This is a genomic window from Actinomycetospora sp. C-140 (genome assembly GCF_054796175.1).
Genome location: NZ_JBTWNF010000005.1, coordinates 35,360 through 50,886 on the forward strand (window position 1 = coordinate 35,360; position 15,527 = coordinate 50,886).

Here is a 15,527-nt window from a genome sequence, read left to right on the forward strand (position 1 = left end):
CCGACGTCGACAGGTGGACGTCCCGGCCGCGCGCGGCGTCCCCGATCGCCGTCTCGGTGACGATCGCGGTCAGATGTGCGCGCGATCGTCACCAGGACTCCGATCTCAACGGTCCAGGCGCGCCCGGACCTCCGCTTCCGCGACCGCGAGCGGCGTGGCGTCGGCCTCGCGGCGCAGGGTGTCGAGCCGCTCCCCCGCCTCCGGCCGGCTCCACTCGCGGGCGAAGTCCCCGGACAGGATGTCCTCGTGCATCACGCGGCCGAACCGCGTCGCGAGCTCGCCGTGCTCGTCCAGCGCGGCCAGCGACCGCAGCTGCCCGTACTGCGAGGTCCGGGAGTGCAGCCCCAGCTGCCCGAACAGCCCGTCGCGGGCGATGTGCGCGAACACCTCGGCCGGCTCCGCGGACAGGTACAGCTCGTTGAGCACCGCCTCCTCGGTGAACCCCGCGCCGACGGCCACACGGTGGGCGGTGCGCAGGACGTCGAGGACCGCGGGCCAGATCGCCTGCTCGCTGAACAGGTCGAGGGCGGCCTCCTCGCGGGCGCTCGACACGATCGCGCCGCCGAGCGTCCCGCCGATCGCCCTGGCCACGGCCATCGTCGTGTCCCACGCCCGGCCCGTCGCGTCGCGCTCCACCGAGACGAAGCACGGGAAGCCGTGGCGGTCGACGTAGCGGTCGCGCACCGCCGCGCCGATCATGCGCGGCGCGACCATGACGACGTCGACGCCCTCGGGCACCTCGAGGAGCCCGAACGCCCAGTTGTAGCCGCTGGCGACGACCAGGGTGTCGCCCGCGCGCAGGCCCGGCGCCACCTGCTCCGCCACGAGCGAGGGCTGCACCTCGTCGGGCACCAGCAGCAGGGCCACGTCGGCGGCCGCCGCGGCGTCGGCGATCGAGCGCAGGTCGAAGCCCTCCTCGGCCGCCGACGTCGCGTACTCGTCGTCCCGGTTCCCGACGATCGGCGCGTGCCCCGAGTCGCGCAGGTTCGCGGCCTGCGCCGCGCCCTGGTTGCCGAACCCGAGCACGGCGATCGTGCGCCCGGACAGGGCGGCCAGGTCCGACGCCTCGATGCTGCGGTCCCGGTGGATCTTCGCGTGAGCCATCACCCGAGCGTGGTCGGCGACCCGTCCGCGCACCACCCCGCCCCGCCGATCCGATCACGTCGGTGCGCTAGGCTCGTCGTCGGTACGCCCCCGTAGCTCAGGGGATAGAGCACCGCCCTCCGGAGGCGGGAGCGCAGGTTCGAATCCTGCCGGGGGCACCAGTCGATCACGTGGCCGACGATCGGATGCGCGGGCGACACCCCATCACCTCGATCGATGACCCTGCCCGCGCGCGTCGCCGCTCTCGCGTCGTACGACCTGGTCCTGTCGGCGCTGCTCCGTCGGGCGAGCACGCGCCACGAGCGCCGACGCTGACCCGGCCCCGTCGGCCGGGGCCGGTCACGGGGCCGGCGAGGGTCACGACCTCAGGTCGTGGGTCCGCAACGACGCCGTGGCTGGCGCGCTGCTCGCACCGGTCGCAGGGTGGTCCCATGCCGACGGCGACGACAGCGCACCCCGGAGCCGGGACCAAGCGACCCGACATGCTGGTCCACGAGCAGGAGCCCTACAACGCCGAACCGCCGCGGTCGGCGCTCGCCGAGCACGCGATCACACCGGTGGAGACGTTCTACAGCCGCAACCACGGCGAGCTGCCCGTGCTCGATCCCGAGCAGTGGCGGCTGCGGGTCGACGGCCTGGTCGACGAGCCGCTGAGCCTCTCGCTCGACGAGCTGCAGCGCTTCGAGCACCACGAGGTCACCGCCACCCTGCAGTGCGCCGGCAACCGGCGCGTCGGGCTCCTGGCCGTGCGGGACATCCCCGGCCAGCACCCGTGGACCGACGGAGCGACCTCCACCGCCCGCTGGGTCGGCGCCCGGCTCGCCGACGTGCTCGCCGCCGCAGGCCTGCACCACGAGGCCAGCGACATCGCGTTCCTCGCGCCGGACGTGGCCCCGGAGGCCACCCCGCCGGCGCCCTACGGCGGGTCGATCACCGCCGACAAGGCCAGGAGCCCCGAGGTGCTGCTGGCGTGGGAGATGAACGGCGAGCCCCTCGCCGTCCCCCACGGCGCGCCGGTGCGCGTGGTCGTCCCGGGCTGGATCGGGGCCCGCAGCGTCAAGTGGGTCGAGCAGGTCACCGCCCAGGACCGCCCCTCGGACAACTTCTTCCAGCAGAGCGCCTACCGGCTCCTGCCCCCCGACCACGACGACCCCGCACCCGGCGACGGGGTCGAGCTGACCGCGGTCGCGCTCAACTCCGCGATCCTGCGCCCCGACGACGGCGCCGTCGTCACCGCCGGGCCCACCGACGTCACCGGCTACGCCTTCGCCGGCGGCGACCGCGACGTCGTCCGCGTCGACGTCTCCGGCGACGGCGGCCGCACCTGGCACCAGGCCGAGCTCGACGAGCGGCCCGGCCCGTGGGCCTGGCGGTTCTGGCGCACGACCCTCGACCTTCCCCCCGGTGAGCACCGGGTCGTCGCCCGCGCCTGGGACAGCTCCGCCGCCCTCCAGCCCGAGCACGCCGCCAGCCTCTGGAACCCCAAGGGCTACATCAACAACGCCTGGCCCTCCGTCGACCTCACCGCCGAGGCCTGAGGAACCCGGTCCCGCGCACCCGCCGGAGGGGCACCCCGTGACAGCCGCGCGATGGCGCGCACCATTTCCTCTGTCCGTCGCGAGAACTGTCGGCCGCGCGAAAGGAACGAGACCGAATCCCCTGTGACGGCGACGGGTCCGCGGAGCGACATCGATGACCGCCGAGCGAGTGATGTCGTCCCCGATCTCCGTCACTGATCGACATCGGTTGTCGCGGAACGATCCGGCGCGCCATAGTCGTGCGCACGGAGTACGCGGGGGATGACATGGAGAGACACATTGTTCGGATCGCATTGACGGGCGAGCTCGACGGCACCGCCGCCCACTCTCTGGTGGAGCGGTGTCGATGCATGGCCGACGGGGGCCACACCCGAGCCACCGTCAACGTCGCGGCCGTGTCGGTCTGTCGCGAAGAGGGACTGGCCGCGCTGCGGGAACTACAGCAAGGTCACCTCGGTATTCGGACCCGCGTGATCGGTGCACGGTGGTCGCAGTTCCTCGTGCTCCTGCAAGCCACCCCGATCCGACGTCTGCGGGAGACCCAGGACGACATCCGCATCGTGCTCCGCCAGGACGGGTCCGACGGCGGAAGCGCTGCTCCCGGCCGTCGCCGTGGCCGCCACCGCCGGGCACGGGACGGCGCGTCGGCCGACGTCGCCGGGCGCCTCGGAGTCGACCCGGCCGGAAGCCCGACCCCCTCGGCAGGCACCGATGACGACAGTTCCTGGCGCATCGCCGTGACCCGGTGAACCCCGGCAGTCGCGACGACTCGTGACGACATTCGGGGCCTCCGACCGACGCACTCCGGTGAATCACGATTCGCAGTGACCTGGACGACAGGAGATCATGCTCAGGACAGCGCGGGACATCACGGCCGATCTGGTCGATCTCGGCGGTGAGGCGGTGGCCGCCCTCGCCATCGGCACCGTCACGACACTTTCCACCGCTCTCGGGGCCTCGTCGACCCGCGCGTCGATCTCCCGCCGGGAGCGGCGGCGCGAGGTTCTCCCGGTCGCACGAGAAGTGCCGACCACGGCGACCTCGACGAACGCGAGGAGGAATCAGTGAGTGTTCAACCGGATCGGGTGGTCGCCACCAACTACATGTTGGTGTTCAACCCTCCGGCCGGTTGGCTGCTCGCGGGCTATCGGCACGGACGGCGTTGCTGGGTCATGAACCTCGCCGCACACGGCGCGAGTCCGGACGCCGCCACCCGGATCGCTCAGGCGGTGGCCGTCCGCGTGCTCGACGACCGCGGCATCACCACGCGCGGCTGGCTCGCCGTCGACGCCACCGACGAGCACGGCCCGTACCGCGCCGCTCTCTGAACGCCCGCGCCGCATCGTCGTCGGTGCCCTCGGGAAGACTGCCGCCATGAGTGCCGTCTACGCGCTGAACCTCTTCGATCTCGCCCCGAACGACGATTACAAGGCCTACTCGAAGCGGTCCGCGGCCGCGGTCGGCAAGCACGGCGGCCGCGTCGTCGCCCTGGGCAAGCTGAGCGACAGCTCGCCCAGCACGGGGGGCTCGCCGCGTCAGGTCCTCGTGCTGGTCGAGTGGCCGTCCGCCGAGGCCTTCCAGGCGTTCAAGGACGACCCCGACCACATCGACCTCCACCCGCTCCGCGAGGGCGGGACCGAGAACTACCTCTGGTGGGCCTACGACAAGCTCGAGGACCTGCGGCCGGTGGTGAACGGCCGGGACCGGTGAGGCCGAACGGCAGCGGGCGCGGCGGCGAACCCCCCGGCATGAGACCGAGCTCCGCGCCCCCGGAACCCGACCGCGATCACGCCCCGGCCCGTCGCCGCGGACGGATCCTGCTCGGAGCGGCGCTCGCGCTGGTCGTCCTCGCCGTGCTCGCGGTCCTGACGGTGGACACCTCGACCGCTCCGACGGGCTCCGACGGCCCCGCGGCCCAGGACCCCACGGCCGCGGCCCGGCTGACCGTCCCCCGCCGGGAATCGGGCGACCCGCTCGCGCTGGGACGCCCGGACGCCCCGGTCGTGGTCTCCGAGTGGGGCGACTTCCAGTGCCCCTTCTGTCGGCTCTACACGGCCACCACCGAGCCGGCGCTGCTGCGCCAGTACGTCGACAGCGGGCAGGTCCGCGTGGAGTGGCACGACTTCGCCTACCTCGGCCCGGAGTCCGTCCTGGAGGCCCGGGCGGCCCGGGCCGCCGGCCGGCAGGGCCGGTTCTGGGACGTGCACGCCGCCCTGTACCGCGACCAGCCACCCGAGAACCGGGGCGAGGTCACCGACGCCTCGCTGACCGCGCTCGCGGGACGGCTGGGTCTCGACGTGCCCCGGTTCGAGCGCGACTACGCCGACCCGCGCATCGCCGCGGCGGTCGCGGACGATCAACGGCTCGGTGCCCGGCTCGGGGTGGGCGGCGTGCCCAGCTTCGTCATCGGCGACCAGCTGATCTTCGGCGCGCAGCCCCTCGCGACGTTCCAGCAGGCCATCGACGCCGCGCTCGCGCGGAGCCGCTGACGTGCTCGACATCGGCTACGCGGCGGCCTTCGCGGGCGGTGTGCTCGCGCTCCTGAGCCCGTGCAGCGCCCTGCTGCTGCCGTCGTTCTTCGCCTACGCGTTCAGCGGGCGCACCGAGCTCGTGGCCCGGACCGGGGTGTTCCTGCTCGGCCTGGCGGTCGTCCTCGTCCCGCTCGGCGCGGGGTCGGGGGCGCTGGCCTCGCTGCTCACCGAGTACCGCGCGACCGTCATCACCGTCGCCGGAACGGTCATCGTCGGGTTCGGCGTCGTGCAGATCCTCGGCGGCGGCTGGGCCCTCGCCGCCGCGGGACGGCTCCAGAACCGGATGGCCCGCCGCGGGACCTGGCTGGCGACCCTCGGACTCGGGGCGGCCTATGGCCTCGCGGGGTTCTGCTCCGGCCCGGTCCTCGGGGCGGTGCTCACCGTCGCGGCGGCCGGCGGCCAGGCGCTGCGCGGGGCCGCGCTCCTGGCGGTCTACGCCGCCGGCATGGCACTGCCGTTGTTCGTGCTCGCCGCGCTGTGGCAGCGCTTCGACCTCGGCCGGCGGCGCTGGCTGCGCGGCCGGTCCTACCGGCTCGGGCCGCTGCACCTGCACACGACGACCACGATCTCCGGGCTGCTCTTCGTCGTCATCGGGGTGCTGTTCGTGGTCTTCGACGGCACCGCCGGGCTCACCGGTGCCGACGCGTCCACCGCGGCCGCCGCCGAGAACACGGTCCTGTCGATCGGCGACGCCGTCCCCGACCTCGCCCTGCTCGGGGCGGCCGCGGTGGTGATCGGGCTGATCACGTGGTGGAGCCTGCACCGCCACCGCGCCCCGAGCGCTCCGGCCGACACCGACCGGGACCCGCTCGACGACGGGGTCACCGAGCCGGGTGCAGCACCTCGCCCAGGCTCGTCTGACCCCGGTGGCCGCCCGACAAGGGCTCGCCCAGGACGACCTCGACGCCGGTGACGAGCAGCAACGCCAGGACGAACACGATGAAGGCCGCGGCGGAACCGGCGAGGACCTTCCGGGCGGGGCTTCGCGGCCGGCCGTGCGCGGGTCCGTCGGACCGCGCGGTGCTCGTCCAGCGGGTCGCGGGCGCCGCCACCGGGGTGACCGACGACCGGCGCGGGGGCCCGGGAACGCGGCGGGGCGCACCGGCCGGCGGTGGTCGGCGGTGGGTCCGGTCCATGCACCGGAGTACCCCCGTGACCGGCCCGTGACTCCCGCACGATGTGGGGTCACGCCAGCAGGGCGCGTCGGCCCTCCAGGAACGTCTTCTCCGTGTCGTTGCCGGCGAGCCCGATCGCCTCGTCGTAGGCCCGCCGCGCCTCGTCGGTCCGCCCCAGGCGGGTCAGCAGGTCGGCGCGGGTGGCGGGCAGCAGGTGGTAGCCGGGGATGTCCAGCTCGTCGACGGCCGCGAGCGCGGCCGCCGGCCCGTGCACCTCGGCGACGGCGACGGCACGGTTGAGCGCGACGATCGGGGTCGGGTTGTGCTCCAGGAGCTGGTCGTAGAGCGCCAGCACCTGCGCCCAGTCGGTGGCCTCGCCGTCGGTGTGCACCGCGTTGATCGCGGCCTGGATCTGGTACGGGCCCGGGCGGTCGCGGCGCAGGCACCGGCGGACGAGCGCGTGCCCCTCGGCGATCAGCTCCTGGTTCCACAGCGCGCGGTCCTGCTCGGCCAGGGTCACCAGCTCGCCGGACGGTCCCACCCGCGCGGGGCGCCGCGCCTCGGTGAGCAGCAGCAGCGCGAGCAGGCCGAGCGCCTCCGGCTCGTCGGGCATGAGGTCGGCGAGCGCGCGGGCCAGGCGGACCGCCTCGGCGGACAGATCGGTGCGCAGCAGCGGGCCGGCCGTCGCGGTGTAACCCTCGTTGAAGATCAGGTAGAGCACGGTGAGCACCGGGGGCAACCGGTCGGGGAGCTCAGCGGGTCCGGGGACACGGTAGGGGATAGCGGCGTCACGGATCTTCTTCTTCGCGCGGACGATGCGCTGGGAAATGGTCGCCTCGGGCACGACGTACGCCCGGGCGATCTCGGGGACCTCGAGCCCGCCGAGGAGCCGCAGGGTCAGCGCGGTCTGCGCGAGGGGCGACAGCGCCGGATGGCAGCAGGTGAAGATCAGTCGCAGCTGGTCGTCGCGCACCGGTCCCACCTCCTCGGTCTCGTCCGGTTCGTGCAGCAGGAGGGCCTGCGCGTGGCGGGCCTCGCGGGTCGACTCGCGACGGAGGCGGTCGAGTGCCCGGTTCCGGGCCGTGGTGACGATCCAGGCGCCCGGGTTGCGCGGGACCTCGTCCCGCCACTTCTCCATGGCCGTCGCGAACGCGTCCTGGACGGCCTCCTCGGCGAGCCCGATGTCGCCGAGGAGGCGGGTCAGGGTGGCGACGCAGCGGCCGTACTCGGCCCGGTAGACGCTCGTGAGGTCCATCGGCTCGGGAGACGGAGCGGAGCGGGGCTCGACCATCGTGGCGGTCAGGCGATGCCGTCGAAGGGGCGCACCTCGATCGGCACACCGCAGGCCTCGGCGACCTTCTCGGCCCAGGGCAGCAGCGCGTCGAGATCGTCGACCTCGACGACGTAGAACCCCCCGAGCTGCTCCTTCGTCTCCGCGAACGGCCCGTCGGTCATGGCGGTGCGGCCGTCCTCGACGCGGACCACGGTGGCGCTGTCGGAGGGCCGCAGCCCCCCGCCGAAGACCCAGATCCCGGCGGCCTTCATCTCCTCGTTGACGGCGCCGACGCGGGCGAAGCTGGCCTGCATCTCCTCCTCGGAGTACGGGAGCGCGCTCTCGTCGATCCGGACACCCATCAGGTAGTGCATGGCTCTCTCCTCGTGCGTGCGGGGGTCGGTCAGGACAGCCGGCGGGCGACGGCGGGGATCACGATGGCCGCGGCGACGACGTGGGTCAGCATCAGCAGCATCCTGGTGGCGACGGTGGCTTCCGCGAGCACGTCGGGCACGAACGACAGCACGGTCAGCGCGACGGTGGTGCGGATCCACGCGGTGCGCGGGTGGCGGGCGAACCGGCGCAGCGCCGTCGCGATGACCAGCCCGACCACCGAGAAGATCGCCGTCAGGAACGCGAAGCCCGGCGCCGGGATCGTCGCCCCGGACACGGCGGTGCCGATGCCGACGGCCTGCCCGGCGGCGGCCACGGCGGCCGTGGCGATCGCGGCGGCGACGGTGGCCCCGGCGCCGGTCAGCAGCACCGAGCCGAGCGTCGGCGTGGTCGCGGGCGCGTCGGTGGTGGGGACGGTGGTGGTGGCGGTGGTGGACACGGGGACCTCCGGTGGGTGCGGGACCGGCGCGGTTGCCGGTCTCTCACCCACGCGACGAACGGGGACGACGTCTTTTCGACACGGCCCCGGAAATTTCTGGAGGAGAATCTTCGAGGGCCCGACGGCATGACCCGCGGAGGTCGGCTCAGGCCGCGCGCAGGGCGGGCGTCCCGGTCGCGCGACCGCGGCGGTCACGGACACGCTCGGACACCGTGCCGGGTCCCGACCGCGCCATGAGCGCCCGCCGGGTCTCCTCCGGGGAGGGCCCACGGACGGCGTCGACGACGCCCGCCGCGACCAGCCCGACCGCGTTGAGCGCCCCGAACCCGAGGAGCCCGACCTCGACGATCTCGTCGGTGCCGACGGCCGGGACGCCGGGGACGAGCTGTCCGCCGTACGGCAGTGCCTCGGCGACGGGCGAGGGTGCGAGCGCGGGCTCGTCGACGTGGGCCGTGTCGACGTGGACCGCGTCGGCGTGCGCGACGCCCGGGACCAGCGACGCGGACGCGCCCGCCATCAGCGCGAGGAGCGCCGTCCTGTGCCTCTCCACCACGTCCACCCCCCCCGGGTCGGTGACCCAGAGCCAGTACCCCCGGGCCGTCCGAGGCAACCCGCGATGGCCGAGGATGACGCGATGCCCCAGGTCGAGGTCGGCCGCGTCTACGACCCGCGCACGGATCCGGCGGCCCTGCGCGTCCTCGTCGACCGGGTCTGGCCGCGCGGGCTCGCCAAGGACCGGGCCGACCTGGACCGGTGGTGCCGCGACGTCGCCCCGTCGACCGACCTGCGCCGGTGGTACGGCCACGCCCCCGAGCGGTTCGACGACTTCGCGCGCCGCTACCGCGCCGAGCTCGACGAACCGGAGCGGGCCGCGGCGCTGCGGGACCTCACCGACTGGGTCGGCGGGCAGCGCCTGACCCTCCTGACCGCGACCCGGGACGTGACGATCAGCCACGCCACCGTCCTGGCGGAGGTGCTGCGGTCGACCGGATCGGAGGACGCCGGACGGTCCCGGTGAGCGGGATCCGCGGTGGCGGCCGGGTCGGCGCGGCGCGACCGTCGGCGGATGACCGGCGCGCCGAGGCCCGAGCTGCTCGCCGCGCACCGGTCGGTCCGCACCCGTGACGTCGACGAGGCCCAGGAGCGTCTGAGCACCGTCTTCAGCCCGCACGTGCTCGACACGCCCCGCTCGGCGGGGTTCTGCGCGCGGGCCAACGCCGTCCGTCTGGGCGGCACGCGGATCGTCTACCTCGAGCTGGGCGCCCCCGTGACGATCCGTCCCGACCCGCTGGACTACTACGCGGTCAACATCGCCCTCAGCGGACGCGCCGAGGTGCGCCAGGGCGCCCGGGCCGTGCGCGTCGGCGACGGTGTCGCGGGCTCGGTGGTCCACCCGGGCACCGCGTTCGAGATGCGCTGGAACCCCGACATGCGCCAGCTCTCGGTGCTGGTGGACCGTCCCCGGCTCGACGCCCGGGCCCGGGTCACCGGGACGGGCTCGCGCCTCGCGCCGACCCTCGACGCCCGGAGCCCCGCCGTCCGGAGCTGGCTGCACCTGGTGCGCTGGGTCGTGGCCGACGCCGAGAGCGGCGCCCTGACGGCGAACCCGCTGGCCGCCGCGCAGGCGGAGGACCTGCTGATCGCGGGCCTGCTGACCGCGCAGGCGCCGGCCGACGACGCCCCGACGGAGACCCGCGGGCGGACCGCGCGCGCCGTCGACCTCGTGCACGGGCACCTGGACGAACCGATCACCGTCGCCGACATGGCGCGCGCCGCCGGTGTCGGCGTCCGTGCACTGCAGGCGGCGTTCCGCGACGAGCACGGTGTCCCGCCGGGGGTCTATCTGCGCGACGCTCGCCTCGACCGCGTCCACGCCGAGCTCTCCGGCCGTGGCGGCGCGCTCCCCGCCTCCGTGACCGAGGCCGCGGGCCGGTGGGGCTTCACCCACGTCCCCCGGTTCGCCGCGCAGTACCGGCGCCGGTTCGGCGCCCCGCCGTCGGAGGTGCTGCGCCGCACCCGCGGTGCGTAGCTGCGCGTTCCGGATCGGCGACGCGTTCCGGATCGTCCCCGGGACACCGGCGTCCCTAGCGTCCCGGCCTCGACGCCGAGGAGCCGGCGAGGAACGGAGACCGTCATGGCCCTGCCCACCACCGTCGTCGGGTCGTGGTGGCCCTACGACGACCAGGTCGAGGAACTGCAGCACGCCCGCCGCGCCGACCCGACGGGCGACGCGGCCCGCAAGGTCACCGACGCCTGGGCGACCCGCGCCATCCGCGAGCAGCGGAGCTACGGGTTCGCCGACTGGACCAGCGGCGAGTACTTCGTCGAGAACTTCGTGGCCACCCTGCCGCAGTTCCTCACCGGGATCACCGTCGACGAGGCCCCGCCGTTCGAGGAGTACGACTACGACGACTTCGGCCACGTGACGATCGACGGCGAGATCACCGCGCCGCGCGGTCTGGGCTACGCCGCGGCGTACGAGCACGACCGCACGCTTCCTGGCGGCGTCACGAAGGCGACCGTCGTGACGCCGTTCGAGATCCTGGTGCCCGCGCTGCTCGACCAGCAGGGGGCGATCCAGGAGGCGATGCCCGCCGTGCTCGGGATCGTCAACGCCGAGCTCCGGGCCCTCGCGGCGGCCGGTTGCCCGCACGTCCAGCTCGACGCCCCGATCATCGCGACGCTCGTCAACGAGGGGCACCTGACGGCCGACGCGGGCGCGGACATGATCGCGGCCTGCTTCGACGGCGTCGAGGGCACGACACGCGGCGTGCACTTCTGCAACGGCAACAACAAGGGCCGGCCGATCTCGAGCGTCCTGCGCCTCGCCCCCTGGGTGCCGATCCTCCAGCGGCTCGACGGCGTGGTCGACGACGCGCTGCTCGAGGCGACGTACTGGAGCGAGTGGGCTGAGCGCGACGCCCTCGCCGACGTCCCGCGCAGCATCTCGGTCACCGTCGGTCTCGTCGACGAGGCCGACTACTCCCCCATGCCGGTGTGGAAGATCCGCGAACGCGCCGCGGGCTGGGCGCGGGCCGTCGGCGAGGACCGTCTCCGCCTGTCGATGTCCTGCGGGTTCGGGCGCCACCCGGCGTCCGACCGCCCGCTGTTGGAGCAGAAGGTCACCAACCTGGCCGAGGCCGCGGCCTCGTTCTGAGCCCTCACCGCGCCACCGAGTACGCGACGTCGCGGTGGGCGTCGTGCTCGGCGAGCCGGGCGACGAGCGAGGCGCGCACGTCGTCGTAGGTGTCCGTGCCCAGCGGCAGGCGCAGGGGCGTCTCGCCGGAGTCGACGAGGTCGATCACCGCGCCCGCGATCTTCGCCGCGTCGTTGGGCAGGGTGAAGGTCCCGCCGGTCAGCGCCCGGCGCACCTGCCCCGCCGGCGTGTCCTCGTACTCGGGCATGACGGGCGCGGTCGACAGCGCGGCGCCGAACCCGGTGGGCGTCGCGCCGGGCTCGACGATCGTCATACCGATGCCGAACGGGGCGATCTCCCGGGCGACCGTCTCGGCGAAGCCCTCGATGCCCCACTTCGAGGCGTGGTAATAGGCGAAGTTCGGGTAGGTCGTCTGCCCGCCGGCCGTGGTGATCTGCAGGATGCGGCCGTGCCCCTGGGCCCGCAGGTGGGGCAGCGCGGCGCGGACGACGTGGATCGACCCGAGCAGGTTGGTGTCGACGACCTGCCGGATCTGCTCGTCGCTCGCCTCCTCGACCGACGCGAACACCCCGTATCCGGCGTTGTTGACGACGACGTCGATGGTGCCGAGCCCGGCGAAGGCGTCGTCGACGACCCGGCGGACCTGCACGGCGTCGGTGACGTCCAGACGCCCGGCCCAGAGCCGGTCGCCGTGCTCGACGCGGAGGTCGTCGAGCGCCTCGGGGCGGCGCAGGGTGGCGGCGACGCGGTCGCCGCGGGCCAGCAGGCGCTCGGTGAGCAGCCGCCCGAAGCCGGAGGACGTGCCGGTGATGAACCACGTGGTAGCCATGCCGGCGACGCTAGGAGTTGAAGTCGACTTGAAGTCAAAGCCGTAGGCTGGGACCTGTGACCACCGAGACAGAGACGCTCCTGAGCATCGGCGAGGTCAGCGAGCGCACCGGCCTGCCCACCCACACGCTGCGGTTCTACGAGCAGGAGGGCCTGTTCGCCGGGCCGGTGCGCCGCAACGCCGCGGGTCGGCGCCTCTACACCGCCGAGCAGGCGCACTGGGCGCGGGTCTGCACCAAGCTGCGCTCCTCGGGCATGCCGCTGCCCGAGATCCACCGCTACGTCGCACTGGTCCGCGAGGGTCCGGGGAACGAGGAGGAGCGGTTCGCGATCCTCCGGGCGCACGAGCGCACGGTGCAGCAGCAGGTCGCCGACCTGCAGGAGGCTCTCGCCGTCATCCACACCAAGGTCGAGATCTACGAGAACGCCCTCGCCGACGGCACCGCCGACCAGCTCTGGCGCGACGGCCCCACCTGCGAGTGAGCGGTCAGGAGAACACGAGCACCGGGTCGCCGATCTCCAGGTGCTGGAAGTAGGCGGTGGCGTCGGCGCCCTCGAGGTGGACGCAGCCGTGGGACGAGTCGGTGAGGCTGCCCTCGTGGAAGGCGATGCCGCCGGGGGCGAAGAACACCGCGTGCGGCATCGGTTCGTCGTACTCGCTCGAGACCTCGTCGGCCTTCTTGCGCTGGACGTGGAACAGACCCGTGGGCGTCGCGGAGCTCGTCGGCCCGGGCGCGACCCGGCCGGTCTCGGCGCCGGGGAGGAACGGGACGGGGCCGTAGACCACGGTGCCGTCGTGCTGGAGCCAGCTCTGGTGGGTCCGCAGGTCGACGCACGCGACCACCTGGCGGGGGCACGAGGTCTTGTCGGCGATCACGGCCGGTTCCGCGCCCAGGGGTGCCGGGGCAGCGGGAGCCGGTGCGACGTGGGCCGCCGCCGCGGCGGGCCCGGCGTCGTCCGCCCCACCCCGCAGGAGCCCGACGACCGCGATCGCGGTCAGGGCCACGAGAGCCACGAGGGCGGCGACCGTCAGGACCGGCCGCGCGCGACGCCTCCGATGTGTTGCCACCGCGGGTCAGTATGACCCCGCCGCCGACATCCCTTCGCGGACGCCCCGGCACGGTCCGATTCGCGGAGAACGAAGGCCGACGATTCGTGCACATTCTTCGGAAATCGACGGAAATGCCGGGGCTTCGCCGCCGCGACACTCCCCCGGCACCGATCACGACGGGTCGAGCAGGAGGCGGATCAGGGAGTCGGCCAGCCAGACCTCGAACGCGTCGGCGCTCCATCCGTACTGCTCGGTGAGCAGCGAGAACGTCCCGGGATTCGCCATGGCGGCGTACGTCGCGGCGGCCTCTCCGACGTCGAGTCCCTCCCGGAGCGGGCCGTTCGCCCGGAGCATCTCGATGTAGGCGGCTTGAACCGTTCCGCGGCGTTCGACATCGCGCCGCCGCAGGTCCGCGGCGCCGGGATCGACGGCCGCGGCGAGCGCCAGGATGTGCTGGACGGGCGCGGCGCGCTCCAGCAAGGTGCGCGAGAAGCGCGCGAGGAGACGCATCTGTTCGCGCTGGTCGGTGCTCGCACGGACCTCGGCGATCGCGGGCAGGTCGAGGATGTCGAGGCCTTGATCGTTGCCCACCACCGCCGGCTCGAGGACCGCGTCGAGCACCCCCGCCTTGTTCCGGAAGCGGGCATAGACGGTCTCGACGGCGACGTCGGCGCGCTCGGCGATCGCCGAGATCGTGGTCGCGGCGTAGCCGGGGTCGGCGAACAGCGCGGTGGCGGCGTCGACGATCCGCCGGCGGGTCTGCGCCGCCTGCTGCTCGCGGCGCGTCCTGGGAGCTCTCTTGACCGGCGGCATCGACTCGATACAGTAGCACTGTATTAATGCATCATCGCTGCACCCGGGGGGAACCACCATGACCGCACCCACGACCGACCTCGTCCTCGACCCGGCCCGCACGGCCGTCATCGACGTCGACATGCAGCGCTGCTTCGTCGAGGACACGCCGCTGGCAGCGCCGGGCGGGCGGGCACTGGTCGACCGGATCAACGCCCTCACGAGGGCCTGTCGCGACGCCGGCGCGCTGATCGTGCACACCCGCGGGTGGATGCGGCCGGACCGCTCCGACGTCGGCCCGGTGATGGACCGCCTCGTCCCGCCGTTCATCGTCGAGCTGTACACCGCAGGGGTCCCGACGGCCGAGCTCCACCCGGCGCTCGAGGTCGGCGCGGACGACGTCGTGCTCGACAAGCCGCGCTACGGCGCGTTCCACGCCACCGAGCTCGAGCTCATCCTGCGCCATCGCGGCATCGACACCGTGATCATCACCGGCATCGCGACCAACATCTGCTGCGAGACCACCGCCCGCGAGGCGGCCGTCCGCGACTTCCACGTGCTCTTCGTCGACGACGCCACGGCGACCCGCGAGATGGCCGGCGTCGATGCATCGACGTTGCAGGCCGCCACCTGCGCGAGCCTGAGCATGGTGTTCGCCCGCATCGTGCAGACCGCCGACGTCGTGCGCGCCGTCGTCGCCGAACGGGCCGGGACGCCCGCCTGATTCAGGACGGCTGGTAGGGCGGCGCGACGCCCCAGCCCCACCGCGGCACGGGCGCGCGCTCGACCACCGCCGCGTCGGGCTGGGAGTTGTGCAGCGCCAGCCGCGTGCCCCACTCGACGTAGCCGACGAAAGCGGCACGGAACTCCGGGTCGTCGGGCAGGCCCGCGTCGTCGGCGGCGCGGCTCATGGTCTCGGCGAACCGGCGGCGCTCGCCGGCCGTGATCCCGAGGTCGCGGTGGTGGGCGAGCATGCGCTCGTAGCCGCCGAGGGTCGCGGTGTACTCCGCGGGGCCGCCGAACACCTCGACCCACCAGGTGGTCACGTGCGACCGGTGCTCCTCGGAGACCCCGCCGGGGAACAGGCGGCCCAGGAGGTCGTCCTGCTCGACGCGGTCGTAGAACGCGTCGATGAGACGACGGAACGCCTCGGTCCCGCCCGCCCACTCGTAGAGCGTCGGCGTCATTGCAACACTGTAATCAGAGGTGGGACGGGAGAGCCAGCACCGCGGTCGGCGTGGTCGAGGTCACACCATCGTGCGACCGCTCCGTAGACACGTCGCCCCCGCGAGCGGCCCTCCGCGTC

Annotated in this window: 20 protein-coding genes and 1 tRNA gene; 12 read left to right on the forward strand and 9 right to left on the reverse strand. The window is 73.8% G+C overall.

The features are described from left to right. Window positions 1–105: 105 nt before the first annotated feature. Complete coding sequence (locus ACR9E3_RS10075) at window positions 106–1,104, reverse strand: NAD(P)-binding domain-containing protein (RefSeq protein ID WP_460380101.1); 999 nt, start codon at window positions 1,102–1,104, stop codon at window positions 106–108. Between the two features lie 86 nt (window positions 1,105–1,190). Between ACR9E3_RS10075 and ACR9E3_RS10080 the strand changes: the two genes are divergently transcribed. The 7 genes from ACR9E3_RS10080 (at window position 1,191) to ACR9E3_RS10110 (ending at window position 6,086) form a co-directional block, all read left to right on the forward strand. Then, a tRNA-Arg gene (locus ACR9E3_RS10080) sits at window positions 1,191–1,265 on the forward strand. Between the two features lie 270 nt (window positions 1,266–1,535). After that, window positions 1,536–2,642, forward strand: coding sequence for a sulfite oxidase (locus ACR9E3_RS10085; RefSeq protein ID WP_460380102.1), 1,107 nt, complete (start codon window positions 1,536–1,538; stop codon window positions 2,640–2,642). A gap of 350 nt (window positions 2,643–2,992) precedes the next feature. Next, window positions 2,993–3,391, forward strand: a complete 399-nt coding sequence (locus tag ACR9E3_RS10090; protein WP_460380103.1) for a hypothetical protein — start codon at window positions 2,993–2,995, stop codon at window positions 3,389–3,391. A gap of 315 nt (window positions 3,392–3,706) precedes the next feature. Further along, complete coding sequence (locus ACR9E3_RS10095; protein WP_460380104.1) at window positions 3,707–3,970, forward strand: hypothetical protein; 264 nt, start codon at window positions 3,707–3,709, stop codon at window positions 3,968–3,970. 46 nt (window positions 3,971–4,016) lie between these two features. Then, a complete protein-coding gene (locus tag ACR9E3_RS10100; RefSeq protein ID WP_460380105.1) occupies window positions 4,017–4,352 on the forward strand; it encodes a DUF1330 domain-containing protein in 336 nt (111 codons plus the stop codon). A gap of 38 nt (window positions 4,353–4,390) precedes the next feature. Beyond that, on the forward strand, window positions 4,391–5,131 hold the full coding sequence (locus tag ACR9E3_RS10105; RefSeq protein ID WP_460380106.1) for a DsbA family protein: 741 nt from the start codon (window positions 4,391–4,393) through the stop codon (window positions 5,129–5,131). Between the two features lies 1 nt (window position 5,132). Beyond that, window positions 5,133–6,086 (forward strand): cytochrome c biogenesis CcdA family protein, encoded by a 954-nt coding sequence (locus tag ACR9E3_RS10110; protein WP_460380107.1) that lies wholly within the window; start codon window positions 5,133–5,135, stop codon window positions 6,084–6,086. 272 nt (window positions 6,087–6,358) lie between these two features. Here the strand turns inward: ACR9E3_RS10110 and ACR9E3_RS10115 are convergent, their stop codons facing one another. From ACR9E3_RS10115 to ACR9E3_RS10130, 4 genes are all read right to left on the reverse strand, one after another. Further along, window positions 6,359–7,543 (reverse strand): RNA polymerase sigma factor, encoded by a 1,185-nt coding sequence (locus ACR9E3_RS10115; protein ID WP_460380108.1) that lies wholly within the window; start codon window positions 7,541–7,543, stop codon window positions 6,359–6,361. A 44-nt stretch (window positions 7,544–7,587) separates the two neighbouring features. Continuing rightward, window positions 7,588–7,935, reverse strand: coding sequence for a YciI family protein (locus ACR9E3_RS10120; RefSeq protein ID WP_460380109.1), 348 nt, complete (start codon window positions 7,933–7,935; stop codon window positions 7,588–7,590). A 29-nt stretch (window positions 7,936–7,964) separates the two neighbouring features. Beyond that, entirely contained in the window at window positions 7,965–8,393 is a 429-nt protein-coding gene (locus tag ACR9E3_RS10125) for a DUF6069 family protein (RefSeq protein WP_460380110.1), read from the reverse strand. Between the two features lie 145 nt (window positions 8,394–8,538). After that, on the reverse strand, window positions 8,539–8,943 hold the full coding sequence (locus ACR9E3_RS10130; RefSeq protein ID WP_460380111.1) for a hypothetical protein: 405 nt from the start codon (window positions 8,941–8,943) through the stop codon (window positions 8,539–8,541). A gap of 84 nt (window positions 8,944–9,027) precedes the next feature. Here ACR9E3_RS10130 and ACR9E3_RS10135 point away from each other — a divergent pair, with 84 nt between their 5' ends. The 3 genes from ACR9E3_RS10135 (at window position 9,028) to ACR9E3_RS10145 (ending at window position 11,550) form a co-directional block, all read left to right on the forward strand. After that, a complete protein-coding gene (locus ACR9E3_RS10135) occupies window positions 9,028–9,411 on the forward strand; it encodes a DUF488 domain-containing protein (RefSeq protein ID WP_460380112.1) in 384 nt (127 codons plus the stop codon). Window positions 9,412–9,459: 48 nt separating this feature from the next. Beyond that, window positions 9,460–10,422, forward strand: a complete 963-nt coding sequence (locus tag ACR9E3_RS10140; RefSeq protein ID WP_460380113.1) for an AraC family transcriptional regulator — start codon at window positions 9,460–9,462, stop codon at window positions 10,420–10,422. Between the two features lie 105 nt (window positions 10,423–10,527). Continuing rightward, entirely contained in the window at window positions 10,528–11,550 is a 1,023-nt protein-coding gene (locus ACR9E3_RS10145; RefSeq protein ID WP_460380114.1) for a hypothetical protein, read from the forward strand. A 4-nt stretch (window positions 11,551–11,554) separates the two neighbouring features. Here ACR9E3_RS10145 and ACR9E3_RS10150 read toward each other — a convergent pair whose 3' ends face one another. After that, a complete protein-coding gene (locus tag ACR9E3_RS10150; RefSeq protein WP_460380115.1) occupies window positions 11,555–12,379 on the reverse strand; it encodes an SDR family oxidoreductase in 825 nt (274 codons plus the stop codon). A 56-nt stretch (window positions 12,380–12,435) separates the two neighbouring features. On the opposite strand from ACR9E3_RS10150, the gene ACR9E3_RS10155 reads away from it, so the two are divergent. Continuing rightward, window positions 12,436–12,861 carry a MerR family transcriptional regulator gene (locus ACR9E3_RS10155; protein ID WP_460380116.1) on the forward strand — a complete coding sequence of 142 codons (426 nt, stop codon included), beginning with the start codon at window positions 12,436–12,438 and terminating at the stop codon, window positions 12,859–12,861. A gap of 4 nt (window positions 12,862–12,865) precedes the next feature. Here the strand turns inward: ACR9E3_RS10155 and ACR9E3_RS10160 are convergent, their stop codons facing one another. Continuing rightward, complete coding sequence (locus ACR9E3_RS10160; protein WP_460380117.1) at window positions 12,866–13,393, reverse strand: L,D-transpeptidase; 528 nt, start codon at window positions 13,391–13,393, stop codon at window positions 12,866–12,868. Window positions 13,394–13,600: 207 nt separating this feature from the next. After that, window positions 13,601–14,242, reverse strand: coding sequence for a TetR/AcrR family transcriptional regulator (locus tag ACR9E3_RS10165; RefSeq protein WP_460380118.1), 642 nt, complete (start codon window positions 14,240–14,242; stop codon window positions 13,601–13,603). 58 nt (window positions 14,243–14,300) lie between these two features. On the opposite strand from ACR9E3_RS10165, the gene ACR9E3_RS10170 reads away from it, so the two are divergent. After that, window positions 14,301–14,945 (forward strand): cysteine hydrolase family protein, encoded by a 645-nt coding sequence (locus ACR9E3_RS10170; RefSeq protein ID WP_460380119.1) that lies wholly within the window; start codon window positions 14,301–14,303, stop codon window positions 14,943–14,945. A gap of 1 nt (window position 14,946) precedes the next feature. Here the strand turns inward: ACR9E3_RS10170 and ACR9E3_RS10175 are convergent, their stop codons facing one another. Beyond that, a complete protein-coding gene (locus ACR9E3_RS10175) occupies window positions 14,947–15,408 on the reverse strand; it encodes a group II truncated hemoglobin (RefSeq protein ID WP_460380120.1) in 462 nt (153 codons plus the stop codon). Between the last annotated feature and the right edge of the window lie 119 nt (window positions 15,409–15,527).